This window comes from Anaerovorax odorimutans (assembly GCF_024459955.1).
GTDB classification, from domain to species: Bacteria; Bacillota; Clostridia; order Peptostreptococcales; family Anaerovoracaceae; genus Hominibacterium; species Hominibacterium odorimutans_A.
The window spans coordinates 263233-287564 of sequence record NZ_JANFXK010000002.1 but is presented as its reverse complement, the minus strand read 5'-3'; the positions used below and the strand labels follow the sequence as shown (position 1 = coordinate 287564).

Annotated in this window: 20 protein-coding genes; 15 read left to right on the top strand and 5 right to left on the bottom strand. The window is 49.6% G+C overall.

Annotated features, from left to right (window positions below; genetic code table 11):
• Positions 1-44 precede the first annotated feature (44 nt).
• The 4 genes from NE619_RS03460 to NE619_RS03445 all read right to left on the bottom strand — a co-directional run bounded on the left by NE619_RS03460 (position 45) and on the right by NE619_RS03445 (position 6465).
• The gene (locus NE619_RS03460) at positions 45-1457 is read right to left on the bottom strand and encodes an amidohydrolase (RefSeq protein WP_256130968.1); all 1413 of its coding nucleotides are present in this window, start codon (positions 1455-1457) and stop codon (positions 45-47) included.
• A gap of 20 nt (positions 1458-1477) precedes the next feature.
• A complete protein-coding gene (locus tag NE619_RS03455; protein WP_256130967.1) occupies positions 1478-2737 on the bottom strand; it encodes an MFS transporter in 1260 nt (419 codons plus the stop codon).
• 309 nt (positions 2738-3046) lie between these two features.
• Positions 3047-4429 carry a sigma-54 interaction domain-containing protein gene (locus NE619_RS03450; protein ID WP_256130966.1) on the bottom strand — a complete coding sequence of 461 codons (1383 nt, stop codon included), beginning with the start codon at positions 4427-4429 and terminating at the stop codon, positions 3047-3049.
• Positions 4430-4485: 56 nt separating this feature from the next.
• Positions 4486-6465, bottom strand: coding sequence for an NAD(+) synthase (locus NE619_RS03445; protein WP_256130965.1), 1980 nt, complete (start codon positions 6463-6465; stop codon positions 4486-4488).
• A gap of 151 nt (positions 6466-6616) precedes the next feature.
• Between NE619_RS03445 and NE619_RS03440 the strand changes: the two genes are divergently transcribed.
• The 11 genes from NE619_RS03440 (at position 6617) to NE619_RS03390 (ending at position 19902) form a co-directional block, all read left to right on the top strand.
• On the top strand, positions 6617-7576 hold the full coding sequence (locus NE619_RS03440; protein WP_256130964.1) for a 3'-5' exoribonuclease YhaM family protein: 960 nt from the start codon (positions 6617-6619) through the stop codon (positions 7574-7576).
• Positions 7577-7671: 95 nt separating this feature from the next.
• Complete coding sequence (locus NE619_RS03435) at positions 7672-9885, top strand: ATP-dependent RecD-like DNA helicase (RefSeq protein WP_256130963.1); 2214 nt, start codon at positions 7672-7674, stop codon at positions 9883-9885.
• A 16-nt stretch (positions 9886-9901) separates the two neighbouring features.
• The gene (locus NE619_RS03430; RefSeq protein WP_256130962.1) at positions 9902-10642 is read left to right on the top strand and encodes a ComF family protein; all 741 of its coding nucleotides are present in this window, start codon (positions 9902-9904) and stop codon (positions 10640-10642) included.
• Positions 10643-10964: 322 nt separating this feature from the next.
• Positions 10965-11492 carry a ribosome hibernation-promoting factor, HPF/YfiA family gene (gene hpf / locus NE619_RS03425; protein WP_256130961.1) on the top strand — a complete coding sequence of 176 codons (528 nt, stop codon included), beginning with the start codon at positions 10965-10967 and terminating at the stop codon, positions 11490-11492.
• A gap of 229 nt (positions 11493-11721) precedes the next feature.
• A complete protein-coding gene (gene cdaA / locus NE619_RS03420; protein ID WP_256130960.1) occupies positions 11722-12579 on the top strand; it encodes a diadenylate cyclase CdaA in 858 nt (285 codons plus the stop codon).
• Positions 12566-13768 carry a YbbR-like domain-containing protein gene (locus tag NE619_RS03415; RefSeq protein WP_256130959.1) on the top strand — a complete coding sequence of 401 codons (1203 nt, stop codon included), beginning with the start codon at positions 12566-12568 and terminating at the stop codon, positions 13766-13768. Before cdaA ends, NE619_RS03415 begins: the two co-directional genes overlap by 14 nt.
• Positions 13769-13813: 45 nt before the next feature.
• Positions 13814-15163 (top strand): phosphoglucosamine mutase, encoded by a 1350-nt coding sequence (gene glmM / locus NE619_RS03410; RefSeq protein WP_256130958.1) that lies wholly within the window; start codon positions 13814-13816, stop codon positions 15161-15163.
• 10 nt (positions 15164-15173) lie between these two features.
• Positions 15174-17006: a glutamine--fructose-6-phosphate transaminase (isomerizing) gene (glmS, locus tag NE619_RS03405; RefSeq protein WP_256130957.1), complete on the top strand. Its 1833-nt coding sequence runs from the start codon at positions 15174-15176 to the stop codon at positions 17004-17006.
• A 4-nt stretch (positions 17007-17010) separates the two neighbouring features.
• Complete coding sequence (locus NE619_RS03400; protein ID WP_256130956.1) at positions 17011-18261, top strand: adenosylhomocysteinase; 1251 nt, start codon at positions 17011-17013, stop codon at positions 18259-18261.
• Positions 18262-18601: 340 nt separating this feature from the next.
• On the top strand, positions 18602-19687 hold the full coding sequence (locus NE619_RS03395; protein WP_330640660.1) for a PDDEXK nuclease domain-containing protein: 1086 nt from the start codon (positions 18602-18604) through the stop codon (positions 19685-19687).
• Positions 19684-19902: a hypothetical protein gene (locus NE619_RS03390; RefSeq protein WP_256130955.1), complete on the top strand. Its 219-nt coding sequence runs from the start codon at positions 19684-19686 to the stop codon at positions 19900-19902. The genes NE619_RS03395 and NE619_RS03390 overlap by 4 nt, the downstream gene beginning before the upstream one ends.
• A gap of 61 nt (positions 19903-19963) precedes the next feature.
• Here the strand turns inward: NE619_RS03390 and NE619_RS03385 are convergent, their stop codons facing one another.
• Positions 19964-20446, bottom strand: a complete 483-nt coding sequence (locus NE619_RS03385) for a pyridoxamine 5'-phosphate oxidase family protein (RefSeq protein WP_256130954.1) — start codon at positions 20444-20446, stop codon at positions 19964-19966.
• Positions 20447-20559: 113 nt separating this feature from the next.
• On the opposite strand from NE619_RS03385, the gene NE619_RS03380 reads away from it, so the two are divergent.
• The 4 genes from NE619_RS03380 to NE619_RS03365 all read left to right on the top strand — a co-directional run bounded on the left by NE619_RS03380 (position 20560) and on the right by NE619_RS03365 (position 24318).
• Complete coding sequence (locus NE619_RS03380) at positions 20560-21948, top strand: PLP-dependent aminotransferase family protein (protein ID WP_256130953.1); 1389 nt, start codon at positions 20560-20562, stop codon at positions 21946-21948.
• A 94-nt stretch (positions 21949-22042) separates the two neighbouring features.
• On the top strand, positions 22043-22312 hold the full coding sequence (locus tag NE619_RS03375) for a TIGR04076 family protein (RefSeq protein WP_256130952.1): 270 nt from the start codon (positions 22043-22045) through the stop codon (positions 22310-22312).
• 26 nt (positions 22313-22338) lie between these two features.
• Complete coding sequence (locus NE619_RS03370; protein WP_256130951.1) at positions 22339-23124, top strand: hypothetical protein; 786 nt, start codon at positions 22339-22341, stop codon at positions 23122-23124.
• Between the two features lie 312 nt (positions 23125-23436).
• The gene (locus NE619_RS03365; RefSeq protein WP_256130949.1) at positions 23437-24318 is read left to right on the top strand and encodes a DUF5688 family protein; all 882 of its coding nucleotides are present in this window, start codon (positions 23437-23439) and stop codon (positions 24316-24318) included.
• The last annotated feature ends 14 nt before the right edge of the window (positions 24319-24332 follow it).

Genomic DNA, 24332 nt, shown 5'->3' with positions numbered 1-24332 from the left:
CTCTTTTTGTGGGAATATATAAATGAAGCGTTAAAGCGTATTCTTTATTTCCTGAATTTATCCATCATGGCTTTATTGATGTCCAAGGCAGGCTTCGCGTCATCTGAGAGGAGGGATGTGTACGGTTTTCCGCCAGTGCGCTGTTTCCATTCCTCGGTAGCCGTTTTAATAATGGATGGCTCCATGACAAGATCATAACCTGTCGCGGCCAGGATCTTAGCTGCGGTGAATAATGTCTTCTTGCCGATGCTGGAACCGGCGAAACGGGTGATTCCCCAATTGTGCCAGCCCATAGCCGCGGAAGGCGCCATCTGTACATGGAGCGTCCCTGTGGGAGCGGACCAGCTGTATTCAGAGGCATCCGTCGTAGGCTGGCCGGTCAGAGAGACTTCTTCAATTACGCCCTCATAGTCTGAAACCGCACAGCCCATCTGTTCCTGAATTTCTCTGGCAGCCTGATTTTCCTCTTCCGTAAATTGCGGCGCGCCGACCCAATGGGCATTTTCCTCCAGAGCGGCGCTCAGCGTTTCGTTGGGCAGGAGGTTCTGCGTGGCTGTGATCTCTTCGGATGTAACCGTAGTTCCTGTGGCAAGAGCCGCGCCCTTTGCACAGTCATCAATACGCTGCAGCGCGTCGGCGACCGTCTCAGCGTCGCACATCCGCCCGATGCACCAGAGAGTAGTATGATCGGGAACCACGTTTGGAAATGCGTTCCCTTCATCGGGGAATGCGTAATTCAGCGTATTGGCAGCTCCTTCAAGCCCTGGCTTTATATGTTCTCTGAGCAGCTCCAGCGCATGGCCCATCAGCATGGCGGCATCCAGAGAGCTGCGTCCGTGCCAGGGAGCGTTGCCGTGGGCTGTCTTGCCTTTAAAATGATATTTTCTGTTGAAATAGGCATTGGCATAAAAGCAGCCCGGTTTTGTCCACTGCATGGAGTGCCAGTCGAGTATCGCGTCCACGCCCTCAAAGAGGCCTGCCTTGCCCATGAACGCTTTACCCAGGCATAATTCTTCCGCAGGAGTGCCAAAGACCTTGATCGTTCCGGTCAGGTTCTCCTGCTCCATTTGACGCTTGAGCGCAATAGCGGCAAAAGGACCGGTGACTGCCATCAGATTGTGGCCGCAGCCATGGCCAGGAGCGCCCTCAACGACCGGGTCCGGGTGGTTGGAATCCTTCTTTTGGGACACTCCCGGGAGCGCGTCATATTCGGAGCCAAAGCCAAGGACAGGGTGGCCGCCGCCCCATACAGCCATAAAGGCGGTAGGCATTCCCGCAACCCCGCGTTCCACAGTGAATCCGGCTTCTTCAAGGCAGTCCGCCACCAGCTTACTGGAAGCGTACTCTTCCATTCCCAGCTCCGGATTCTCCCATATTTCATCGGCTATTCTAAAATACGGGTCCTTATGCTCTTCCATCCAATCAACGATGCTTTCTTTTGCTTGCTGATATTTCATTTTTGTAACCTCCTGTTATGTTATGCTTTAACTAAATCTTTTTTATTTTTGATCGCAAAGCTGGCTACGCAGAGGACGCAGGCGGCAGCGACACCGATGGCGCAGATCATCCAGAAAATCGCATAGCTGTTGGTGATATCGTATACTTTCGCTGCGATCATGCCGCCGAAAGCTCCTCCAATATTGGTGGCCATGTTGAGAACACCTACGATCGTGCCATAATCCTTTTCCCCGAACAATCCGTTAATCAGAAGCGGCGGACAAATGGTGATCGATGCGCAGCCGAAGGCATAGCAGGCGATGAACGGAACTACCAGCATGGAAGCGCCGGCCATGAAATAGAGCAGCAGAAAGCCGAGGGCAAAGGTAGCAAAGCTGAGGAAGGCTCCTTTCGATATGCCAAATCTGTCGCAGACAGCGCCAACGATCGGCTTGCCGATGATCAGGGAACCGAGCATGATTCCCGCTAGGCTTGCGGCTTTTGCGGAAGAAAATCCACATTCGATAAAGAATGATACGGAATTTGCCAGAATGCCGCTGGAAGCAAAGACCGCCAGAACAACTGCCGCGCAAACCATCCAGAGCATTGGTGTCTTCTTGGCTTCGGCCAGCGTCATACCGGAAAGCGTGCCGCTTTGCTGTTCCTCTGCGGTTTCGCCCATACGGGTAAAGCCTTTTTCTTCAGGAGTCTTTACAACAGTCAGCAGAATCGCCGGTGTGAGAATCACCAGGAAAATACCTGCCAGAGCCATATAACCGACTCTCCAGTCATATGCTGTGATAACCGCGTTGAGAGCCGGTGTGAGAATCATGCCGCCGATTCCGCTGCCTAAAAACGCAAGGCCCATAGCCGTGCCTTTGATTTTTCCGCCGAACCAGTTGTTGATCAGAATGGAAATCGGCAGATTGGTGAGGCAGGTATAAGGGATGCCCAGCAGCAGACCAAAGAGATAGAACTGCCACATATGAGAGGACTGGGAGAATCCAAAGTAGAGCAGCGCTCCCAGAATCGAGTTGATGGCCATGATCCATTTAATGTTGCCCTTACCCATGAATTTGCCTGCATAGGCGGAAAGGACCACGCTGACCAGGCACATAAGAGTGGAATAGAGAACGAAATCCGCCCGCTGCACCTGCAGATCCGTAGTTACCGGGATGACAAAAATGCTGGTAACGGAAAGAAGCCCCACATAGGCAAAGGTCATGAGCAGAAAACCCGCAAGGACAATCCACCAGCCGTGATAAAACCGGCCATTCTGTTTAAAGGTAATGCTTTTCATAATACTTGTTCCTCCAATAATTTTTTAAAATTTTTAAACAATTTCTTTTGACAATATATACAGCAAGTACCATGCCAAAAGAAAAATGCCGAATTTTAAACGTTTTTGAAAAGGGCGCTTAAAAGGCGGCATGCAAATTTGCATGAATAAAGGTGGAGTTACAAAGTATTCATCGTTTGGAAGCCTTGCCTCCATAAGAATAAACCCCATGGAATTTACACAGACAGAGTGTCAAAAGGAGGCCTTTAAAAACAGCTCATGCAGTTCTGCATGGACATGCAAAACCGCATGAACCGCGGCAAATTGAACTTACCAGATCCCGTATTTTTTCAGCTTACGGGAAATGGTAGATTGGTGAACCCCGAGATGTTTTGCCAGTGCGGTGGCTGTTTTAAAGGTTTTCAGCCCTTCAATCAGAAGTTCTTTTTCTCTCTGCTGGGCGGCCTCTTTTAAAGTAGACTGTTTCAGTGAGTCGGCTAAAGCCTCGGAATCGCACAGAGAAATGGAACCGTTGGCTTCGTCCAGGTCAGAAACCTCCACAGTGTCGGAGCGGGAAAAGAGCATAATCCTTTCAATAAAATTTTCCAACTGACGGATGTTCCCCGGCCAGTGCATTTCACAGAGGGTCTTAATGACAGCGGGCGAAATGGATTTATTCATATTGTAGCGGTCATTAATTTTTTTGCGGAAATGTTCCGTGAGCACCGGGATATCTTCAGGCCGCTGGCGAAGAGGCGGAACATGGAGGGAAAGCACATTCAGCCTGTAAAACAGATCGGAACGAAAGGTGTTTTCGCGTATCTTCTGCGCAAGGTCGGCATTGGTGGCAGCGATGATTCGGACATTCACCTTGGTTGGCACCGTGGCGCCGATCTTGTAGAACTCTTTATCCTGCAGCACATTGAGCAGTTTTACCTGCAGAGGGTAAGGCATGTCGCCAATTTCATCCAAAAATATAGTACCCTTATCCGCATATTCAAAGATACCCTGTTTCCCGGAGGTTTGAGCGCCGCTGAAAGCGCCCTTTTCATATCCAAACAGCTCCGATTCCACCAGGTTCTCCGGTATGGCCCCGCAGTTGATCGATAAAAAGGACTCCTCCGAACGGCTGCTGTAAGCGTGAATATATTTGGCGAGAGCCCCTTTGCCGCTGCCGGATTCTCCGGTAATCAGCACAGTAGAATCAGTTACTGCGATTTTTTCCGCCCGTTCCAGAAGGTCGCGCATCCGGGTGCTGCGGAATACGATCTGATTGTTTTTTCGCAGCTCCTTTCGGGCCTGCAGAAGCTCAATGGAATACTTTTTGTTTTCAAATTTTGTCTTTTCCAGTTCGCTGATTAAATTGTACTTTTCGCTGATGTCCAGAATATAGGAAATGACATATTCCACCTCTCCGTTTTCATCGGTCAGAGGCAGGGCTTTAAGCATGTGGGGGCTGCCTTTGTAAATCTGCTCCATCAGAACCGGCCGTTTGGTTTCAATGACCCGCAGGCTGCAGGACCCTGAAATAATGCGGTTTTCTATCAAGGTGTTGATATGTTTTCCCTTTAATTCTTCCTCCGAAAAGCCGGATTCCTCATGATGCCTCTGATTGGTTTTCTGTATGATTCCGTTCTTATCCACAACGATAACTGCGCTGGGGGAATTTTCAACGATAAATTCCAAAAGTCTTTTAGTGTCGTTTGCTTCCATGCCAATACTCCTTATAGAATAAGAGACCGGAATTTCCCCGGCCTCTCTTAACCCTTTTATTTTATTTCGTCCAGCCAGATGGCGGCGTCAGCATCGCTTGGCATCCGCCAGTCGCCCCTCGGGGAGAGGCTGACAGAACCGACCTTCGGACCGTCCGGTACGCAGCTTCTCTTGAACTGCTGCGCGAAGAACCTGCGATAGAAGGTAGCCATCCATTTCTTGATAAAGGCCTCATCGTACTCGCCGGCAAAGGCGTTCTTCGCGGTGAAGAGCAGTTTTTCCGGCTCCATTCCGTAGCGGATCGTATAGTAGATGAAAAAGTCGTGGAGAATGTAGGGCCCCACGCTTTCTTCCGTCTTCTGCGCGATGTCCCCGTTGGGGTCGGGAGGCAGGAGCTCCGGCGAAATCGGCGTATCGAGAATATCCTGCAGCGTTGTTTTCAGCAGGGCGTTATCGGAGCTGAAATCCGGGTCCTCATTGGGACCGCTCAGTTTGTTTTCCATGACCCATTTTACGACGAAACGCACCAGAGTCTTGGGAACGCTGGCATTGACTCCGTACATGGACATGTGGTCGCCGTTGTAGGTGCACCAGCCCAGCGCCATTTCCGAAAGGTCGCCGGTTCCCACCACCAGACCGCCTTCCTTGTTGGCCGTATCCATCAGGATCTGGGTACGTTCCCTGGCCTGAGAGTTTTCATAGGTTACATCGTGGACCTGCGGATCGTGGCCGATATCCTCAAAATGCAGATTGACCGAATCTTTAATGGAGATTTCGCGAACTTCCGCGCCCAGCAGCTTCATGATGGTCAGGGCGTTGTTGTAGGTCTTGCCGGTGGTGCCGAAACCGGGCATGGTAACGGCAACGATATCGCTGGCCGGACGGCCGATCAGCTTGTGGGTGTAGGCGCATACCAGCAGAGCCAGCGTGGAGTCCAGCCCGCCGGAGATGCCCACAACGGATTTCCTTGAATGGGAATGTTCGATCCTCTTGGCCAGTCCTGCGGCCTGCAGGCTGAAAATTTCCCCGCAGCGCCGGTTGACCTGGAGATTGTCCTCCGGTACGAACGGATTTTTGTCATAATGGCGATAGAGTTTGTCCTGCGGCTCCACCAGCGTTACCGGCGATAAAAATACCTTCTGATACTTTTCCGGCTCGCCGAAGGCAGTGGCGCACTGGCTCATATTGCTGTTCTGAGACCGTTCGAAGAGAATGCGTTCAAAATCGATCTCGCTGTATACGATCCCGCTTTCGCGTGCGAAACGGTCGCTTTCTTTGAGTATAATTCCGTTTTCCGCGATCAGACTGTGTCCGCTGAATACCACATCGGTGGTGGACTCGCTCACTCCCGCCGAAGTGTAGACATAACCGCAGTTGCTCTTGGCGCTTTCCACGGTAATGAGGGCTCTCCGGTAATCGGCTTTTCCCACCGTATCGTTGCTGGCGGAAGTATTGAAAATAATCTGAGCTCCCGCAAGGGCCAGCTGTGATCCGGGTGAGGCGGGAAGCCACAGATCTTCGCAGATTTCCATACCCACGCACAGCTCCGCCGCTTCATCGAAAAAGAGCAGGTGGCCGAAAGGAACGTCCTTTCCAAAGAGTCTGACGGTTTTCTGACGGCGGGAAAGATCGATGCCGCTGGCAAACCATCTGGCTTCGTAATATTCCTTGGAATTGGGCAGGAACATCTTGGGCACGACTCCCATGATAGATCCTCCCTGAATCAGAGCGGCGCAATTGTAGAGATTGTTTTCAATGCGCAGGTAGCAGCCGAGAACTACGGTTATGCTCTTGTTTTCCGTAGCCCGGACGACTTCCGCAAGACCGTCCAGCTGGCTCTGATATAAATGTTCCTGATAGAACAGATCTCCGCAGGTGTAGCCTGTGATCGCAAGCTCCGGAAAAACCAGAAAGCCTGTCCGTTCCATTTCCGCCTGTTCCAATAACGCAAGAATCTGTTGGGTATTGTATTTTGTGTTGGCAACTTTCAGGGCAGGTACCGCGGCGCCCACCCGAACTAAACCTAAATGTTTCATTGATAAGTTTCTCCTTAACTGGTATGAAATCCTAATATAGCCTCTATTATATACCATTTTAAAAAATTTAAAAAGGCCGTCTTTTCTTGAAGATACAGGGAGGGTAGTATATAATGATAAAACAGATTTTAGAGAGGAAACGAATAAATACATGAAGGAAATTTACATTGCCAATATAAAAACGGCCCAGGAAGTAACCGATTTTTTTATGGTGAAATCCATTGCGGTGAAGATCGGGGCCAACAAAAAGCAATATCTGGATGTGATGCTGGGCGACAAGACCGGAGAGATATCGGGAAAAAAGTGGGACGTGGCTGATGAAGAGCTGCCGTCTCTTGCGCAGATCAAGGAGGGGGACATTGTCAAAATCCGGGCCAACGTGACCGAATGGAACGGACTCAAGCAGTTCCGGGTGCTGCGGATTCGCAGACGGGCGGATAATGACGAGGTTGATTTCAGCGATTTTATCAAAGCCGCGCCGGAAAAGCCTGAGGAGATGTACGATTACATTATGGGCAAAGCAGAGGCTTTCGCGGACGAAGATCTGAAAAAGCTCTGTGTGAAGATGCTGACGGAAAACAAGGAAAAGCTGATGTACTACCCGGCCGCGCAGAAGAACCACCATGCGGAGATGGCCGGACTGCTCTATCATATAAAGCGGATGCTTATGAACGGGGAGAGAATGTGTCAGGTTTACACCAATCTCAATGCGGATCTGGTGATGGCGGGCGTCATCCTCCACGATATGGAAAAGCTCAACGAAATCGAATCCAACGAGCTGGGGATTTCCTCCGGCTATTCCTTTGAGGGGCAGATGCTGGGCCATCTGATCCAGGGCGTCAAGGTGCTGGACCGGCTGACCCGGGAGCTGGATTTCCCGGAAGAAAAGGCGATTATGCTGGAGCATATGATTCTTTCCCATCACTATGAACCGGAGTTCGGCAGCCCGAAAAAGCCGCTGTTTCCGGAGGCGGAGATCCTCCATTATCTGGATATGATCGATGCCAGGATGTTCGATATGCAGGATGCGCTGGACAAAACGGAGCCGGGCGAATTCAGCGACAGAGTGTGGACTCTGGACAACCGCAGACTCTACAAAGTAAAAGGCTGATTGGGAGGGGCTATGGTTAAGCTGCCGAAAGAAGTAAAACAAATCATAATTTCCGCCCCTTGTGGGGGCCGGGGTCTGGGGGTGAAGCGAGTCAAATGATGGAAGAGAAACAAGGGAGCATCGCGGAAATCATTTTTCACAACCAGGACAACGGTTACACCATTGCGGTTTTCGAAACAGAGGATGAACAATTCACTGCCGTAGGAAATCTGCCTTCGTGCCATAAGGGCAGCAGCTACGTGCTGCGGGGCCAGTGGAAAATCCATCCCACCTATGGGGAGCAGTTTGCTGTCAGCGGCTTTGAAGAGGTCATGCCCTCCACAGAGGACGGGATCCAGGAGTTTCTGGCATCCGGCGTGCTCAAAGGAATCGGCAAGAAGACGGCGGCGGCCATTGTCGCTAAATTTGGGAGTGAAACCTTTGAAATCATAGAAAAACAGCCCCACCGGCTGACGGAAATCGACGGCATCGGTGAAAAGAAAGCAGAGGCAGTGGCGGAAGCTTTCCGCAGCCACAGGGAATTCGCTAAGATCACCCTGTATTTGCAGCAGTTCGGCATCAATGCGGATTACGCCATGAAGCTGTACCGCGTTTACGGGTCGGATACCATCGCGGCAGTGGAGGAGAACCCTTACCGGCTGGCCGAGGATGTCTTTGGCATCGGCTTTAAGAAGGCTGATAAAATCGCGGAAAAGATGGGCGTGGCCCGGGATGATGAGCATCGCATCAAGAGCGGCGTCAAATTCACCCTCTGGTATTTCGCAGGTGAAGGAAACACCTTTCTGCCGCAGAAAGCGCTCTGCGAAAAGGCGGGAAGCCTTTTGGAAGTGGAGAGCGATAAGATAAACGACTGTCTGGTGGAAATGGCTTTCCAGGGAGACGTGCATATTGAAAATCTGGAAAACCGCAACGTGGTATTTCTGATGCCCTACTACCTGGCTGAGCAGAACGTTTGCAAATGCCTGGCAGCTCTCAATTCCGCCGGACTGAAAGTAATCGGTTCCGATCTGGACAGCCTGATCGCGGTTACGGAAACCGAGAGCGGAATCGTGCTTTCCGAAAATCAGAAATACGCCGTAAAGACTTCCCTGCATCAGGGGGTGTCGGTCATAACCGGCGGGCCGGGTACAGGAAAGACCACCATTATCAATTCCATCATCAATATTTTGCAGCACAGCGGTCTGAAAACAGCCATCGCCGCACCCACGGGCAGAGCGGCCAAACGGATCACCGAGACCTCCGGCTACGAGGCCAGTACCATTCACCGGCTGCTGGAATACTATTATTCCGAAGGCGAGGACACCATGCGCTTTGGCAAGACCGCCGAGGACCCACTGGATTATGACGCAGTGATTATCGATGAGGCGTCCATGATCGATCTGATGCTGATGAACGGCCTGGTCAGCGCCATAAGGCCCGGGACGAGGCTGATCCTGGTGGGAGACGCCGATCAGCTGCCATCGGTGGGCGCGGGAAACGTGCTGCGCGATATCATCAACAGCGAGTACATCTACTGCGCCAAGCTGACGGAAATTTTCCGCCAGGCCAAAGAAAGCCTCATTGTCGTCAACGCCCATAAGATCAACCGGGGGGAATATCCGGACTGCAATGAAAAGGACAAGGACTTTTTCATGATGCGCCAGAAAACAGAGAAGGACATGCTGAACCTCATTAAGGATCTCTGCGTCCGCCGGCTGCCAGCCTATTATACGGAAATCATGCCCGTGCGGGATATCCAGGTGCTGACTCCGGTTAGGAAAGGACTTCTGGGGAGCATCAATCTCAACCGGGAGCTGCAGGATGTTTTTAATCCGCCGTGCGCGGAGCTGGAAGAACGAAAGGCAGGGGACCGGATCTTCCGCGAACACGACAAGGTGATGCAGATTAAGAATAATTATCAGCTCAAATGGAGAAACCAGGAAGACTTTACGGAGGGAGAAGGCGTTTTTAACGGCGATGTTGGCTTCATCAACAGCATAAACCGGGAATTCAACGAAGTGGTCGTGGTGTTCGATGAGTGCAAATACGTAACTTATGATTTCAGCCAGCTGGACGAGCTGGAACTGGCCTATGCGGTGACGGTTCACAAGAGCCAGGGGAGCGAGTTTCCCATCGTCATCATGCCCATGTCCTGGTTCCCTCCGGTGCTGGCTACGAGAAATCTGCTGTACACAGGCGTTACCAGGGGAAAAACTGCCGTCGTACTGGTGGGTTCAGAGAATAAAATGCACAGCATGGTGGACAACAATCGGATTACAGAAAGGTATTCAGGACTGGCGGTGCGTCTGAAGGCGCTGCTGAGCTTCTGACTGCAAGGGGGAGAAAATGGGGATTATTGAGAAAGGACTGGAGCTGTTATATCCGTCCAACATATACTGTATTTCCTGCGGGAGCATCATCGACAAAACGCGCCCTTACGCGCTCTGCGACGAATGTGTGGACAAGCTTCACTGGCTGGGACAGAAAACCTGCGCCAAGTGCGGAAAGATTCTGCAGGAGGACTATCGGCATGATCTGTGCTGGGACTGCAGGACCTATGGGCATGCGTTCGACAGGGGCTATACCTGTGTTCAATACGGCTTGTATGAAAGAGGGATTCTGCTGGATTACAAGTACAGAAAAAAGTCTTATATCGGCAGAAAGCTGGGAGATATTCTCTATGACCGGATGCTGCTGGAGGAGGAATCCTTTGACCTGATCGTGCCGGTGCCCATGCACGGAAAGAAACAGGCCAGGAGGGGCTTTAACCAGGCTGCCGTTATGGCGGCGAGGCTGGCGCAGCGGATGGGAGTGCCCTGCGCGGCGGGCCTGCTGATCCGCTGCAGGCAAACGCTGCCCATGAAGGGATTGGGCGCCTTTGAGCGGCAGCAGAACCTGGAGGGAGCATTCGCCGTAGCGCCTGAGAACCGCTATAAGATCGCCGGGCGCAAGCTCCTGCTGGTGGATGATATTTACACCACAGGGAGCACCATGGACGGGTGCGGCAAAGTTTTGAAAGAGAAAGGCGCAAAGGAAATCCACGTTCTTTCCTTTGCCTGCGGCGCCAATATAGCGCCCAAACAATAGAATATTCAAGGCGCGGTCTGTGCCGGCTGTTCAGGTCTGTGGTTGAAAGGCCAGGCCAGCTACGGGCGAAAGGTCCCACGTAAGCTGATCCGCAAGGCGGCAGTGATCATGGCGTAGCTTAGAAGTAAGTCCTCTGACAAAGTCAGGTAAAGGCAAGTGTGGGGGCAAAGACCAGGTCAGCTGAACGGCCGGCACAGATCGCGTGCTTTTTCTGTATATTCTGACGCAAATTCATTGAATAAATTTGTATTTATTGCTATAATATGTTTACACTAATAAGCGGATACGGCATAGTTCGTATCGCGGCAAGGAGGTTAATGGTATGAAGATAGTTATCAACAGTAAGAACTACAATGCCAGTGAAAAACTGAAGGAGACTATTGAAAAGAAGTTCGCAAAACTGGACAAATACTTTTCAAACGAAATTACTGCAAATGTTATGACCCTGAGGGAGAAAGGAAAGTATAAGGTTGAGGCTACTATCAATACAAAGGGAACCATCTTCCGGGCGGAAGTCCTGGCAGAAGACCCGTATGAAGGAGTCGACAGAGTCGTAGAAAAATTATCTCGTCAGATGTCTAAGTTCAAGACCAAGCTGCAGAGAAAATATAAAGATCATAAGGATTTCGCATTTGCGGAGCTTCCGGAGACGGAAGAGGATCAGGATGATATTCAGGTTGTAAGAAAGAAGAGATTCGACCTGGTACCGATGACAGTTGACGAGGCTGTGGTACAGATGGAGCTTTTGGAACACAATTTCTTTGTATTCCTCAACATGGAGACTGACAGCGTAGGCGTTGTTTATAAGAGAAACGATAACGACTACGGACTTTTGGAAACCGCGTACTAGAATTTTGCGGACCTTCGGGTCCTGAGAGAAGATTGGGAGACAGCCGCGTTAGATAAAATCTAATGCGGCATGTCTCTTCTTTTTTATCATCGTCAAAGACCCCGGCACGTTGGATTTTTACCTGCCGCATTGGCGGCCTTTGGTTTTACACGGGAAATATCTGTCTTGCTATTGAAAAAAGGGCTGAATTTCTGTACAATATATAAGATAAAGCATAAGGGGATATCACATGCAGGATTTTTTCAGAAACGTTGTATCAGGAGTGGGTATCACCGATATCATCGACATCCTGATTGTTGCCTTCATTATTTATAAAATTCTAGGGTTTATACGAGAAACAAGAGCAGAGCAGTTGGTAAAGGGTCTGCTTGTTTTAGTTATTGCGACTTTTCTTTCCGATCAGCTTAATCTGTATACGCTCAATTGGATTCTGAGGGGCACCATGACACTGGGTCTGGTGGCTCTTGTTATCGTGTTCCAGCCGGAGCTGAGAAGAGGCCTGGAATACCTGGGACGGACCAAGCTGGTACGTCCCGGCGGATTCGGACAGCTGGACAAGGAAAAGGCCAAACACGTTACTACGGAATTCATTCGCGCCATTGAAGGGTTTTCAAAGGACCGGGTGGGAGCCTTGATTGTTTTGGAGCGGGAGACCGCCCTCACCGACATGGCGGAATCAGGTACGGTAATCGACGCGGAAATTTCTTCCGAGCTTTTAGGGAATATTTTCTACGAAGGTTCGCCCCTTCATGACGGGGCGGTTATCATCCGCAGCGACCGCATCTTTGCGGCCGGATGCGTTCTGCCGCTGTCACAGAACAAGACCATCGGCAAGGAGCTGGGCACCCGTCACAGAGCGGGAATCGGCATTACGGAACATTCAGACGCAGTGACACTGATCGTATCGGAAGAGACGGGGATCATTTCCATGGCCGTCAATGGCAAGCTTTCCAGGTTCCTGGATACCAAGACCGTGGAAAAAACCCTGCTGAATCTGTACCTCAACAATGGGGACATCGGAGATAAAAAGACGTTCTTCCCGGACTTCTTTAAAAAGATAAGGAGGAAGAACGATGCTAAGAAATAAGACCGTATTGAAAATTCTTTCTCTGCTTTTAGCGGTTTTTCTGTGGTTCTACGTAATGGGAGAGATCAACCCCACTACAAGCCAGACCATTGAAAACATTCCTGTGGAGCTGCTCAACGTGGATACGCTGGATCAAAGGGATCTGGCGATTCAGGGAGGAGCCAATTTCTCCGTGGATATCGTAGTGGAAGGAAAGCGGGCGGAGCTGAACCTCCTTGATAAAGAAAAGATCAAAGCCACGGCGGATATCTTTGGCTATGAGGAAGGCGAGAACTACGTGCCGGTTTCCGTGCAGGTCCCGGACAATGTGTCCCTGAAGCAGATCAAGACGCCCAAAATTAAAGTGAATCTGGAAGAGCTGGTTTCCGTATACAAGCAGATCAGCGTTAAGTTTACGGGAAAGACAGCATCCGGCACCGAACCGGGCAACGTGACCGTCAGTCCGACGGAGATCGAGGTGAAGGGAGCCAAATCTGTGGTAAATTCGGTGAAAGCCGTGCAGGCGGAGGTAAAAGCTTCGGAGATCACCGATGAGATGAAGACCTTTACCGCTGAACCGGTAGCTGTGAACGGGAATAATGAACCGGTTTACGACATATCTTTATCTGCGAAGTCCGTTGAAGTGCAGGCGGCTCTCTACTATACCAAAACCGTTCCCCTGAACGTGGAGGTCAAGGGAACCGTTCCTGAGGAATATGAGATGACGGACATCTCAGTTCCCGAGGAGATATCCATAAGAGGACCGAAGGACGCCGTAGAGGACATTAAAAGCGTTACCGCCGATCCGGTGAACATCAGCAAAGTAAAAGCCAGCACAACTCTGAAGATTCAGCCCCGGCTGCCGCAGGGCGTGGAAGTAGCCGATGAGTCAAAGAGCATTGGCGTAAAAATAAAGATTAAGGGGCTGTCTACTAAGAGCATTTCCCTGTCCACGAAAAACAGCGAGATCAAAAATGTGGAAGACGGCCTGAACGCATACATCAATACGGCCGAAGTAAAGGCTACGGTCACAGGCAGCGAGGATTTGCTGAAAGACCTCAAAGCCTCTGACTTTAAATTATCCATTGATTTGAAAGGCCTGAAAGAAGGCAATCATACAGTGGCGGTGGACGTGACCTCGGATAAAAAGTTTAACAGCTTGAAAATAAGCCCGCAGAAAGTGGAGATTACGATCAACGGGCAGAGTTAAGTGTGTGTATGTCCGGTAAAAGAAACGCAGAAAAGGAGATTAAAAATGGGAAGACTTTTTGGAACCGACGGAGTGAGAGGCATAGCCAACGCGGAACTGACCCCGGAGCTGGCCTTTAAGCTGGGCAAAGCGGGGGCTCACGTACTCAGCAAGAAAAAAGGCAAGCCAGTCGTTCTGATCGGCAAAGATACGAGAATATCAGGGGATATGCTGGAGGATGCCCTCAGCGCGGGAATCCTCGCGGTGGGAGGAAATGTGATTAAGGTGGGAGTTCTGCCAACCCCGGCAGTAGCGTATCTGGTAAAACATTACCAGGCGGACGTGGGTGTTGTGATTTCCGCGTCCCACAATCCTTTTGAATATAACGGGATTAAGTTTTTCAACAGCGAAGGCTTTAAGCTGGACGATGAGATTGAAGACGAAATCGAGGATATTATTTTAAGGGATATTGATGTCAACAGCCATATCACCGGCGACAAGCTGGGAAGATGCCTGGAAGCCGATAACGATGCGCTGGCCATCTATGCCAATTATCTGTCGGGCACCATCGACTGCCGGCTGGACGGACTGAAAATCGTACTGGACTGCGCCAACGGAGCTTCCTATAAGGTGGCCGAAATGGTATACGGCGGTCTGGGTGCCGATGTGACGGTAATCGGTAATGCGCCGGACGGACTCAATATCAACGATGGCTGCGGCTCCACCCATCCGGAAAAGCTGCAGCAGGAGGTCATCAGGCAGGGCGCCTTCATGGGGCTCGCCTATGACGGCGACGCGGACCGCCTGATCGCCATCGACGAAAAGGGCAGGGTGATCGACGGAGACAAGGTCATCTGCATCTGCGCCAAAATGCTGAAAGACGCAGGGCAGCTGAAAGACAATAAAGTTACGGCTACCGTGATGAGCAACATCGGTTTTCACAAATATATCCAATCTCTGGGATGCAGCGTAGACGTAACCTCCGTAGGGGACCGCTACGTATTGGAAAGCATGATTAATACGGGCTGCGTCATTGGCGGAGAACAGTCGGGCCACATCATTTTCCTCGACCACTCCACCACAGGAGACGGAATCCTCTCGTCCCTGCAGCTGGTGAAGGCCGTATTGGCATCGGGCAAAAAACCGTCCCAGCTGTCGGACGAAATTGAGATCTATCCCCAGGTTTTAAAGAACGCCAAGGTTAAAAACGAAAATAAAACCAAGTATGAAAGCGATCCGGAAATCCGGGATGCGATCAAAAAGGTAGAGGAAGAGATGGAGGGCAGCGGAAGAGTGCTGATCCGTCCGTCAGGAACAGAGCCGCTGGTTCGGGTAATGCTGGAAGGGCAGGACGTGGACCACATTACGGAGCTGGCTCAGGATCTGGCGAAGCTATTGACAAAGAGGTTTGGTTAGGAGGTAACATATGTGCGGTATTGTAGGATACGCAGGCACTGAGAATAACGCTAAGGAAGTCATCATTGAAGGACTCAAGCGTTTGGAATACAGAGGGTACGATTCGGCGGGCATTGCCCTGTGCAGAAACGGCCGTATTGAAACCCGCAAGCATGTGGGAGAGATTGCCAATCTGGAAAAGATCATCGGCGATCCTGATTATGAAAGCACCACCGGTATCGGTCACACCAGATGGGCTACCCACGGGGCGCCGTCCGATATCAACGCCCATCCCCACAGCAACAGCGATGATACCATTACGGTTGTACATAATGGCATTATCGAGAATTTTGTCGAGCTGCGGGAATGGCTCATTGATGAATACGGTATAAAATTCAAGTCCGATACGGACACGGAAGTGATCGCCCATCTTGTGGGAATCTATTACGATGGCGACCTGCACAAGGCAGTTAACCGGGCAGTGGAGCAGATGAGAGGCGCCTATGCCATCGGTGTAATCGCTGCGGCCGAGCCCGATAAGATCGTGGCGGTCAGGAAGGATGCGCCAATGGTAGCCGGTATCGGCGAAGGCTGCAACTTTATCGCTTCCGATATTCCGGCCCTGCTGAAATATGTGAGAAAGATCTATCTGATTGAAAACAATGAGACCATCGTTCTCACAAAGGACGATATCAAAATTTACGATGAGAATCAGAGAATCGTAAAACGGGATGTGTTCCACGTTACATGGGACGCGGATGCCGCGGAAAAAGACGGATACGAGCATTTCATGATGAAGGAGATCCACGAGCAGCCAAAGGGCTTGTACGAAACCCTGACCAGAAGGCTCAATGAAGATGATACCATCAATCTGGATGGCATTTCCATGACCAAAGAAGATATTGAGAACTTTAACAAGGTTTATATTGTAGCCTGCGGAACGGCTTATCATGCCGGCCTTGTGGGCAAGGCAGCTATTGAAAAGATGGCGCGCATTCCGGTAGAGGTGGATATTGCTTCCGAATTCCGCTACCGCGATCCTTTTGTGGATGAAAATACGCTGTTCATCGCCATCAGTCAGTCCGGCGAGACGCTGGATACCCTGGCGGCCCTCCGGGAAGCCAAGAGAAAGGGCGCCAGAATTCTTTCGGTAGTCAATGTGGTGGGCAGCTCCGTAGCCAGAGAATCCGATGACGTATTTTACACCTGGGCGGGCCCGGAAATCGCAGTGGCTTCCACCAAGGCCTATACCACTCAGCTGATGTGCATGTACCTGCTGGGACTGTATATGGGCCATACCAAGGGTGTGATCGATAAGGACTATTACGCTCGCTTTATCGAAGAGCTGAAGGCAATTCCCGATAAGCTTACGGAACTGCTGAAAACAGAAAAAGAGATCGAGAAGATCGCCAAAAAGTATTGCCGCAAAGAGCAGGTATTCTTCATTGGAAGAGGCGTTGACTCGGGGGTATCCTATGAAGGCTCCCTCAAATTAAAAGAGATTTCCTATATCAACTCCTTTGCTATCGCGGCAGGAGAGCTGAAACACGGGACCATCGCCCTCATCGAAGAAGACACGCTGGTGTTTGCCCTGGCAACGCAGGACTTCCTCTTTGAAAAGATGCTATCCAACATTCAGGAGATCAAGGCCAGAGGCGCCAATGTAGTGGGCGTTGCCAAAGAAGGCAACAGTGAAATTGAAAAACAGTCCACAGAGGTGATCTACATTCCGGACTGTATGGACGAAGTGACCCCCCTGCTGTCGGTAGTGCCGCTGCAGCTGTTCGCTTACTATGTGGCTAAGTTCAGAGGCTGCAACATCGACAAGCCGAAAAATCTGGCGAAATCCGTAACTGTGGAGTAAATCAATGGAAAACTATCAGATAAAAGATATCAGCCTGGCGCCTTCAGGCCACCAGAAGATCAAGTGGGTAAAAAATAATATGCCGCTCTTGGCTGGGCTGGAAGAAGAATTTTTAAAGACAAAGCCCTTTGAAGGCGTGAAGATCAGCCTTTCGGTTCATCTGGAAGCCAAAACCGCCTACCTGTGTCAGGTTCTGGCGGCAGGCGGCGCGCAGATGTCCGTGACCGGCAGCAATACCCTCTCCACCCAGGACGATGTGGCGGCGGCGCTGGCGGATTCGGGGCTGAGGGTGTACGCTTATCATGGAGCGACCGATGAGGAATATGAGCGGCACATTGAAATGTGTCTGGAGCAAAAGCCCAATATTATCATCGACGATGGAGGAGACCTGGTGGGACTGCTTCACAATCAGCGACCGGACCTGGCGGAAGAGGTCTGGGGCGGATGCGAAGAGACGACCACCGGCGTGATCCGTCTTGCGGCCATGGAAAAGGAAGGCGTGCTCAAATTCCCGATGGTGGCGGTAAACGACGCTCAATGCAAGCACCTCTTTGACAACCGCTACGGCACGGGACAATCGGTGTGGGACAGCATTATGCGCAATACGAATCTCATCGTCGCCGGCAAGACAGTCGTAGTGGTAGGCTATGGCTGGTGCAGCAGGGGAATCGCTATGCGGGCCTCGGCTCTGGGGGCGAAGGTCATTGTAACGGAAATCGATCCGGTCAAGGCGATCGAGGCCAGAATGGACAGCTTCGATGTGATGAAGATGGAACAGGCCGCGCCGCTGGGAGATATCTTTGTGACAGCGACAGGCTGCAAGCACACCATTACCGTAGACCACATGATGAACATGAAGGATCGGGCAATCCTGGCCAATGCGGGACACTTTAACGTTGAGATCGACATGGCCGGGCTGGAAGAGGCAGCGGCAGAGGCAAAGGAAACCCGGAAGAACATCATGGGATACCGGCTCTCCAATGGAAAATGGATCAATGTAATCGCAGAAGGAAAACTGGTCAACATTGCGGCAGCCGACGGGCATCCCGCTGAAATCATGGACCTGAGCTTTGCCGTGCAGGCGCTTTCCGCCATGTATATAAAAGAAAATTATCAGAAGCTGGAGAAAAAGGTTATCGACGTATCCGCTGAGATCGACGACAAGATCGCCAGAAGAAAACTGGCCAGCTGGGGCATTGAGATCGACGCTCTTACCCCGCAGCAGGAGCAGTATCTGAACAGCTGGCAGGTGTGATTGATGGATAAAAGATAATAACGAAGGGATTGCCGCATTAATGTGACAATCCCTTTTGGGTTGGCGCGTTCTAACGGGTGAAAGTCCCGAGCACGCCTAGTGGAGAGGCTACAATAGGTTGGGCAGATCTTTTAAGGTCCCTAACTGTACTACTGAGGATGGAATGAATCGTAAATTCATTATGGTACAATTGCCATAACCATATTTAGAGAAGACAGAGGCATATAAAGCGGGTTATAAAAATATTGGTGAAATTGGAAAAGAACAAATTCGTAGAGCTGGAGAAATATTTAAGAGGTTGGCACCAGATACCAGAATAAAAGTAATCTAGGGGGTATGGATGATGGAACAAAAACTTACAATACAGTCATCTGATAAGAAATTTTTGGAAAATGTTTCTGGCATTCTTGAAAAAGCACGTAAAAACGCAAAAACAGCAGTTAATCTTTCGATGGTATATGCTTATTATGAGGTGGGCAGGATAATTGTGGAAGAGGAACAGCATGGCGAAAATCGCGCTGCTTATGGGAAAAAAATCATACAGGAATTATCTGAATATTTGACAAATCATTTTGGAAAAGGTTTTTCGGTTGGTAGCTTAAAGAATATACGTCAGTTTTATAAAGTTTATTCTAAGGATCAAATTGGCGAAACAGTGTTTAGCCAATTTGAAAATCTTCCAATTGTTGATACAGGAAGGAAGTTTTTCCTAAGCTGGTCACATTACTTGAAACTAATGAGAATTTCAAATATAGAAGAGAGGCATTTTTATGAAATTGAATCCATAAAAAATAATTGGAGTTTAAATGAACTAAAAAGACAATATGATAGTTCACTCTATGAACGAATTGCACTTAGTACAAATAAAGATAAGGTGTATCAGTTAGCATTAGAAGGACAGACATTTGAACACCCAAGTGATGCAGTGAAAGATCCTTATATACTAGAATTCCTCGGATTGCCAGAACTTCCTGAATACTCGGAGTCTGAGTTGGAAAGCCGTATTATTGACCATTTACAACAGTTCTTGTTAGAACTTGGAACAGGATTTGCATTTATTGGAAGACAGGTTCGATTTACTTATGATGAAGAACATTTTATGGTGGATTTAGTGTTTTATAATCGGTTGTTACGTTGTTTTGTTCTCTTTGATTTGAAAATTGGAGAGTTAAAACACCAAGATATAGGCCAGATGCAGATGTATGTCCATTATTATGATAGGAATATAAAACTGCCGGAAGAGAATTCGACAATTGGTATTGTTTTGTGCAAGGATAAGAAGAATGCCATTGTAGAAATGACGTTACCAGAGGATAATAACCAGATTTTCGCAAGCAAATATAAAACGGTTCTTCCAAGCAAAGAGGAATTAAAAAGACTTCTGCAGGAACAGATGACAGAAGAAAATGGAGGGGAGAAATCATGAAACTTCAATTCAAACATCAGAAGTTCCAGGCAGATGCAGCGTTTTTGCGAGTTGGAGATAAGTCAAAATTGCAGACATTTGAAGACAGGCTACAGCTTAGTTATGACAAGGGAGAACGCTACTTTGAAGACAAAGCTGGTATTATGCAGATAAAGGGCAACGCCCTTAGAAATCGGCTTTGCCCTTACGCTATTACTTTTTTAATCTTATGTTAGTTTTTCGTTTACACAAGCTTTTGAACTGTCTCCCATAACCACCATTTGGATTTATAATTATCTACCATTTGTCAGAACGGAAGGCTTTGCCTTTCATTTCTTTAATGTTCAGCTTGAGCACTGCCGTTTTTCCCATGGCGCCCTTGATAAATTTCATGCCGCCCTCGCGGAAATCAGGAGAAAAGCGGTCTATGAAGGCTTCCATGACGAGCTGTCTTTCGCTGTCGTCCTCAATGAATTCAATATCTCCGGTGGCTACGATGCTTTCGTATCTGGTGGTGAACAGTTCAGGTACCACTTCTGAACGCACGATTACGGAGAAACATGCTTTCTGGTCGGCTTGCAGGGCGTCGATTTTGTAGCCGTATTTAGCGCTGTGCATATAGATGGCATCGTTTACATATACGAAATTCATCGGTACGCAGTACGGGTATCCATCATCGCCGTTTACAGCCAGCGTGCCTTCTGACCCATAGTTTTCCAACATTTTCTTTACTGTTTCATCAGGAATCTGTCTTTCCTTCTTATACATTTCTCTGCTCATATTCCGTATCCTTTCTATTGACAAATTATTGTATGAATTTATTATAAAACAAATTGCACCAGGAGAAAGGGCCAATTATAATAAATCTATAGGTTACAATTTTGGAGGGTATCATGATTATACTGGATCGAACCATTAAGAAACCGCTGTACGCACAGATCTACGAGCATATCCGGGAGGAAATCAAGTCCGGTGAGCTGAAAGAAGGCCACCGGCTTTCCGCCACCAGAATCCAGGCCGAAAACCTGGGAGTCAGCCGCAATACGGTGGAGCTGGCCTACCTGCAGCTTTGTTCCGAGGGGTATCTGGAGAACAAGAGGGGAAGCGGCTATTATGTCAAGTATGTGGATACTTCCCTGATCGACAGCGATGCCGTGACAAAGAGGCTTAAGGATTTCCATAAGGAGCGAACCGCCGGGCGCAGTTATCGGTATGATATGAAATACGGAAACTGCCACATGGAGGATTTCCCTATGGCAAAATGGAGGAAGGCTACGGAGAAAGCGCTGGATGAAGGAGGCGGAAGCAAGCTGGCGGTTTACGGGGACTCCTGCGGGGACATGGAGCTGCGGAGCTATCTGGCCGATTATCTGGAACGTACCCGCGGCGTCACCTGCGGGCCGGATCAGATCATCATCGGGGGCGGAACCCAATATCTTCTCAGTATACTGGTCCAGCTGCTGCGGCCCGGGCGCTGCGCCATTGAGGAGCCCGGCTATGACGGAGTGCGGTCGGTCCTGGAAAATCATCAAGTGGAGGCGGTTCCTGTCCCGGTAGGTCAAAACGGAATCGACCTGTCGGCGCTGAAAGAAAAAAACGTAGACGCCGTATACGTAACGCCGTCCCACCAGTTTCCACTGGGAGCGGTCATGCCCATTCAGACCAGAATGGAACTTCTCCGCATGGCGCAGGAAAAGAATTTTTTTCTGATTGAGGACGATTACGACAGCATTTTTCGCTACGGCGCCAGATCCATTCCTTCTATGCAGGGGCTGGATCCCGGTGGAAAAGTCATTTACATGGGCAGCGTTTCCAAAGCGCTGGCCCCCTCGCTGCGCCTGGCTTATATGGTCCTGCCGGCGGAATTGAAGAACCGGTACGATATGTGGTTTTCCGAATACCACAATACGGTATCCTCCGTTGTGCAGGGCGCTCTGCGGATTTTCATGGAAGAGGGCGGATGGGAGCGGCATATACGGAAAATCTGCCTGGCCAACAAGAGAAAACACGATATCCTGGTAGCCGAGCTGGAAAAAGGGTTGGGGGACGGTTTTCGCATATTGGGAAAAGGCGCGGGACTGCACCTGATTATTGAAGCCCATTTCCTTACGACGGAAGAAATGCTGGTGCGCATTGAACAGCAGGGCGTCAAGGTCTATTCCATGGAACGGTATTTTGCGCTGGGCAGCAAACGAAACCTGGTTATGGCTGGATTCGGAGGGATCAGGCAGGCGGATATCGGAGACGCTGCGGCTCGGATTGTGCGGGCTTTGTCGAATTGACCCCAAAAAATAGTGGGAAATTGGCACTTTTAAACAGGCCACAAATGAAGTAAAGTGGTAACAGAAAAAATATCAAAAAAGAGAGGTGGCTTAAATGGCAGGGAGACCGAAAATCAGAATTACCATGGTAGACAAGAAGGAACAGGGACCTTGTCATTACGGGCATAAAATCGGAGATACCTTCGATTTCGACAGGGACCGGGGAAAAATGTGTCCGATGATGTTGCATACTGCCTTCCCGTATATCGACATTTTACGATATGGAGGGACAGTACCGGGAGAAGACAGCGAAGATGAATGTCTGTTCTGTTGCCCTGACGCAAGAGTCATCAACGTTTTTAAAATAGAAAGAATTAAGGAGTAGGGTGCGATGCCCGGAGAGGAGCGATTATGTATATGCAAATCGGAGCAGATATTAAAGCGAAAATTATGAGAGACGTGGAGGAGGCCGTAAAGGAGTTTCAGGCCAGGCCGGATATTAAGACCAGATTCGGGGAACCCATCGTCGGCTATGCGGATTCAAGAAATCCCATCTTTGATATGTACTTTTCAAGAACGATCTGCGATCATCCAAAGAGGATCTACAGGCCGGGCAATACAGTGGTAGTCCACTTTGTTCCCTTTGCCCCGGAGATAACAGAATCCAATCGCGGCGGAGACCAGCCTTCGGAAGAATGGCTGACCGCTTTCAATGAGTCCATGTGGCTGTCCATGCGCCTGAACGGCGTAATCCGCGAGGCTCTGGATACGGTGGGGAGACTGTCATCCTGTACCAATACGCCTACCGACTGGGACGAAGAGCGGTGCAGAGAAGAATGGTCCCACAAACTGGTTGCCTATGCCGCCGGCATGGGTGAATTCGGACCGGCCGGGTCCTTTAAGACTAAGAATGGGTTTGCCGGCAGGTTCGGCTCCATCATAACAGACGGGCAATACGCAGAGGCCTTCGAGGTGCTGAACGCGGAGCAGCTGGAAGCCATGTATCAGGAGATCCAGAGACAATACTGCTATAAGGAAGCCAAAGGCGTATCCTGCAGCCAGGAAATGATAAAGGCCTGTCCTGCGGGTGCCATTTCGGAAACGGGAATCGACAGAAAGATCTGCCAGGCCCATTGCAAGAAAATCAATGAGCTTATTCCTTCACCGGAAGTCTGCGGAAAGTGCTTTTTCTATTAGCCGATTATCCTTCGGGAGCTTACCCATATTCAGCAAAAAAACCTTCATTATGGATAAAAGTTGTGGGCCGGAGGGGCCTGTTTTGGCTCATTTACCGCCACATGGCTGGATTTCAAAAAATGAACCTCCGGAACCGTTGAAAAGTTATCCAGATTCTCCCTAAAACAAGGGAATCTGGATAACTTTTGTTTTTTGCAAACCGAAAAAACAAATATGGAATAAATTTCAAGTAAAATATTGACAATTGCGCGGCAAAATGCTATATTAAACATGTAAAATATTTCCATAAAACGCAAAGCAAAAGGGGTTATCATGATGAATTATGAATTGTTTAAGAAAGTTATCGCTGAACGTATCAAGGAGTTTCTGCCGCCGGGCTTTATGAATTACCGGGTAGAGATCAGCACAGTACGCAAAATCAATCAGGAAAAGGATACTTTGATCGTGAGGCCGGAAAACACAGGGGACATAGCGGCCATGCCCAATATTTATCTGGATGAAATGTACAGTTTGTTTCAGGAATGTGAGGATTTGGACCGGGTGCTCTGTAAAATCGCGGCAATGATCATCCACTACACAGCCCGGTTTTCTACCGAAGAGCTGGATCTGGACCTGAGCAAGAGAAAGGATTCGATCATTATGAATCTGGTTAATACCCAGAGGAACAAAGAACTGCTCAAGACGGTGCCTCACAGAGAAGTGATGGATCTGTCCATTATCTATCGGATCATAATGGGAAAACAGGAACAGGGAATGGCTACGGTGCTGGTTAACAACACCATCATGGAGGAATTGGGAATGGATCAGGAGGAGCTGGACCGACTCGCTTATGTAAATACGGGCAGAATGTTTCCTGTGGAAATTCTCAAAATGTCGGATATGCTCTATATCATGACCAACGAGTCGAAGCTGCACGGCGCTACAACGATGATGTATCAGGAGGCCGTCGAGGTGCTGGCGGATAAGATCGGAGGCGATTTTTACCTGATCCCCAGTTCCATTCACGAGGTAATGGCGGTTCCCAAGGAAAAGGGAAATCTCAAGAGCCTCATCCGTCTGCTGGAAGAAGGCAACCGGGTATGCACGCAGGATTTCGAGATCCTTTCCAACTCCATCTATCAATATGACCGCAGCAAAGGGACCTTCCGCTTGGCAGCCTCTTACTACCCGCAGGATGAACGAAAAGGCGCGTAACGAGAAAATTTCCG

What these genes read in the sequence shown, in the direction of transcription:
- NE619_RS03460 (WP_256130968.1), bottom strand. Translation starts at nt 1,457, where the DNA reads ATGAAATATCAGCAAGCAAAAGAAAGCATCGTTGATTGGATGGAAGAG.
- NE619_RS03455 (WP_256130967.1), bottom strand. Translation starts at nt 2,737, where the DNA reads ATGAAAAGCATTACCTTTAAACAGAATGGCCGGTTTTATCACGGCTGG.
- NE619_RS03450 (WP_256130966.1), bottom strand. Translation starts at nt 4,429, where the DNA reads ATGGAAGCAAACGACACTAAAAGACTTTTGGAATTTATCGTTGAAAAT.
- NE619_RS03445 (WP_256130965.1), bottom strand. Translation starts at nt 6,465, where the DNA reads ATGAAACATTTAGGTTTAGTTCGGGTGGGCGCCGCGGTACCTGCCCTG.
- NE619_RS03440 (WP_256130964.1), top strand. Translation starts at nt 6,617, where the DNA reads ATGAAGGAAATTTACATTGCCAATATAAAAACGGCCCAGGAAGTAACC.
- NE619_RS03435 (WP_256130963.1), top strand. Translation starts at nt 7,672, where the DNA reads ATGATGGAAGAGAAACAAGGGAGCATCGCGGAAATCATTTTTCACAAC.
- NE619_RS03430 (WP_256130962.1), top strand. Translation starts at nt 9,902, where the DNA reads ATGGGGATTATTGAGAAAGGACTGGAGCTGTTATATCCGTCCAACATA.
- hpf (WP_256130961.1), top strand. Translation starts at nt 10,965, where the DNA reads ATGAAGATAGTTATCAACAGTAAGAACTACAATGCCAGTGAAAAACTG.
- cdaA (WP_256130960.1), top strand. Translation starts at nt 11,722, where the DNA reads ATGCAGGATTTTTTCAGAAACGTTGTATCAGGAGTGGGTATCACCGAT.
- NE619_RS03415 (WP_256130959.1), top strand. Translation starts at nt 12,566, where the DNA reads ATGCTAAGAAATAAGACCGTATTGAAAATTCTTTCTCTGCTTTTAGCG.
- glmM (WP_256130958.1), top strand. Translation starts at nt 13,814, where the DNA reads ATGGGAAGACTTTTTGGAACCGACGGAGTGAGAGGCATAGCCAACGCG.
- glmS (WP_256130957.1), top strand. Translation starts at nt 15,174, where the DNA reads ATGTGCGGTATTGTAGGATACGCAGGCACTGAGAATAACGCTAAGGAA.
- NE619_RS03400 (WP_256130956.1), top strand. Translation starts at nt 17,011, where the DNA reads ATGGAAAACTATCAGATAAAAGATATCAGCCTGGCGCCTTCAGGCCAC.
- NE619_RS03395 (WP_330640660.1), top strand. Translation starts at nt 18,602, where the DNA reads ATGATGGAACAAAAACTTACAATACAGTCATCTGATAAGAAATTTTTG.
- NE619_RS03390 (WP_256130955.1), top strand. Translation starts at nt 19,684, where the DNA reads ATGAAACTTCAATTCAAACATCAGAAGTTCCAGGCAGATGCAGCGTTT.
- NE619_RS03385 (WP_256130954.1), bottom strand. Translation starts at nt 20,446, where the DNA reads ATGAGCAGAGAAATGTATAAGAAGGAAAGACAGATTCCTGATGAAACA.
- NE619_RS03380 (WP_256130953.1), top strand. Translation starts at nt 20,560, where the DNA reads ATGATTATACTGGATCGAACCATTAAGAAACCGCTGTACGCACAGATC.
- NE619_RS03375 (WP_256130952.1), top strand. Translation starts at nt 22,043, where the DNA reads ATGGCAGGGAGACCGAAAATCAGAATTACCATGGTAGACAAGAAGGAA.
- NE619_RS03370 (WP_256130951.1), top strand. Translation starts at nt 22,339, where the DNA reads ATGTATATGCAAATCGGAGCAGATATTAAAGCGAAAATTATGAGAGAC.
- NE619_RS03365 (WP_256130949.1), top strand. Translation starts at nt 23,437, where the DNA reads ATGATGAATTATGAATTGTTTAAGAAAGTTATCGCTGAACGTATCAAG.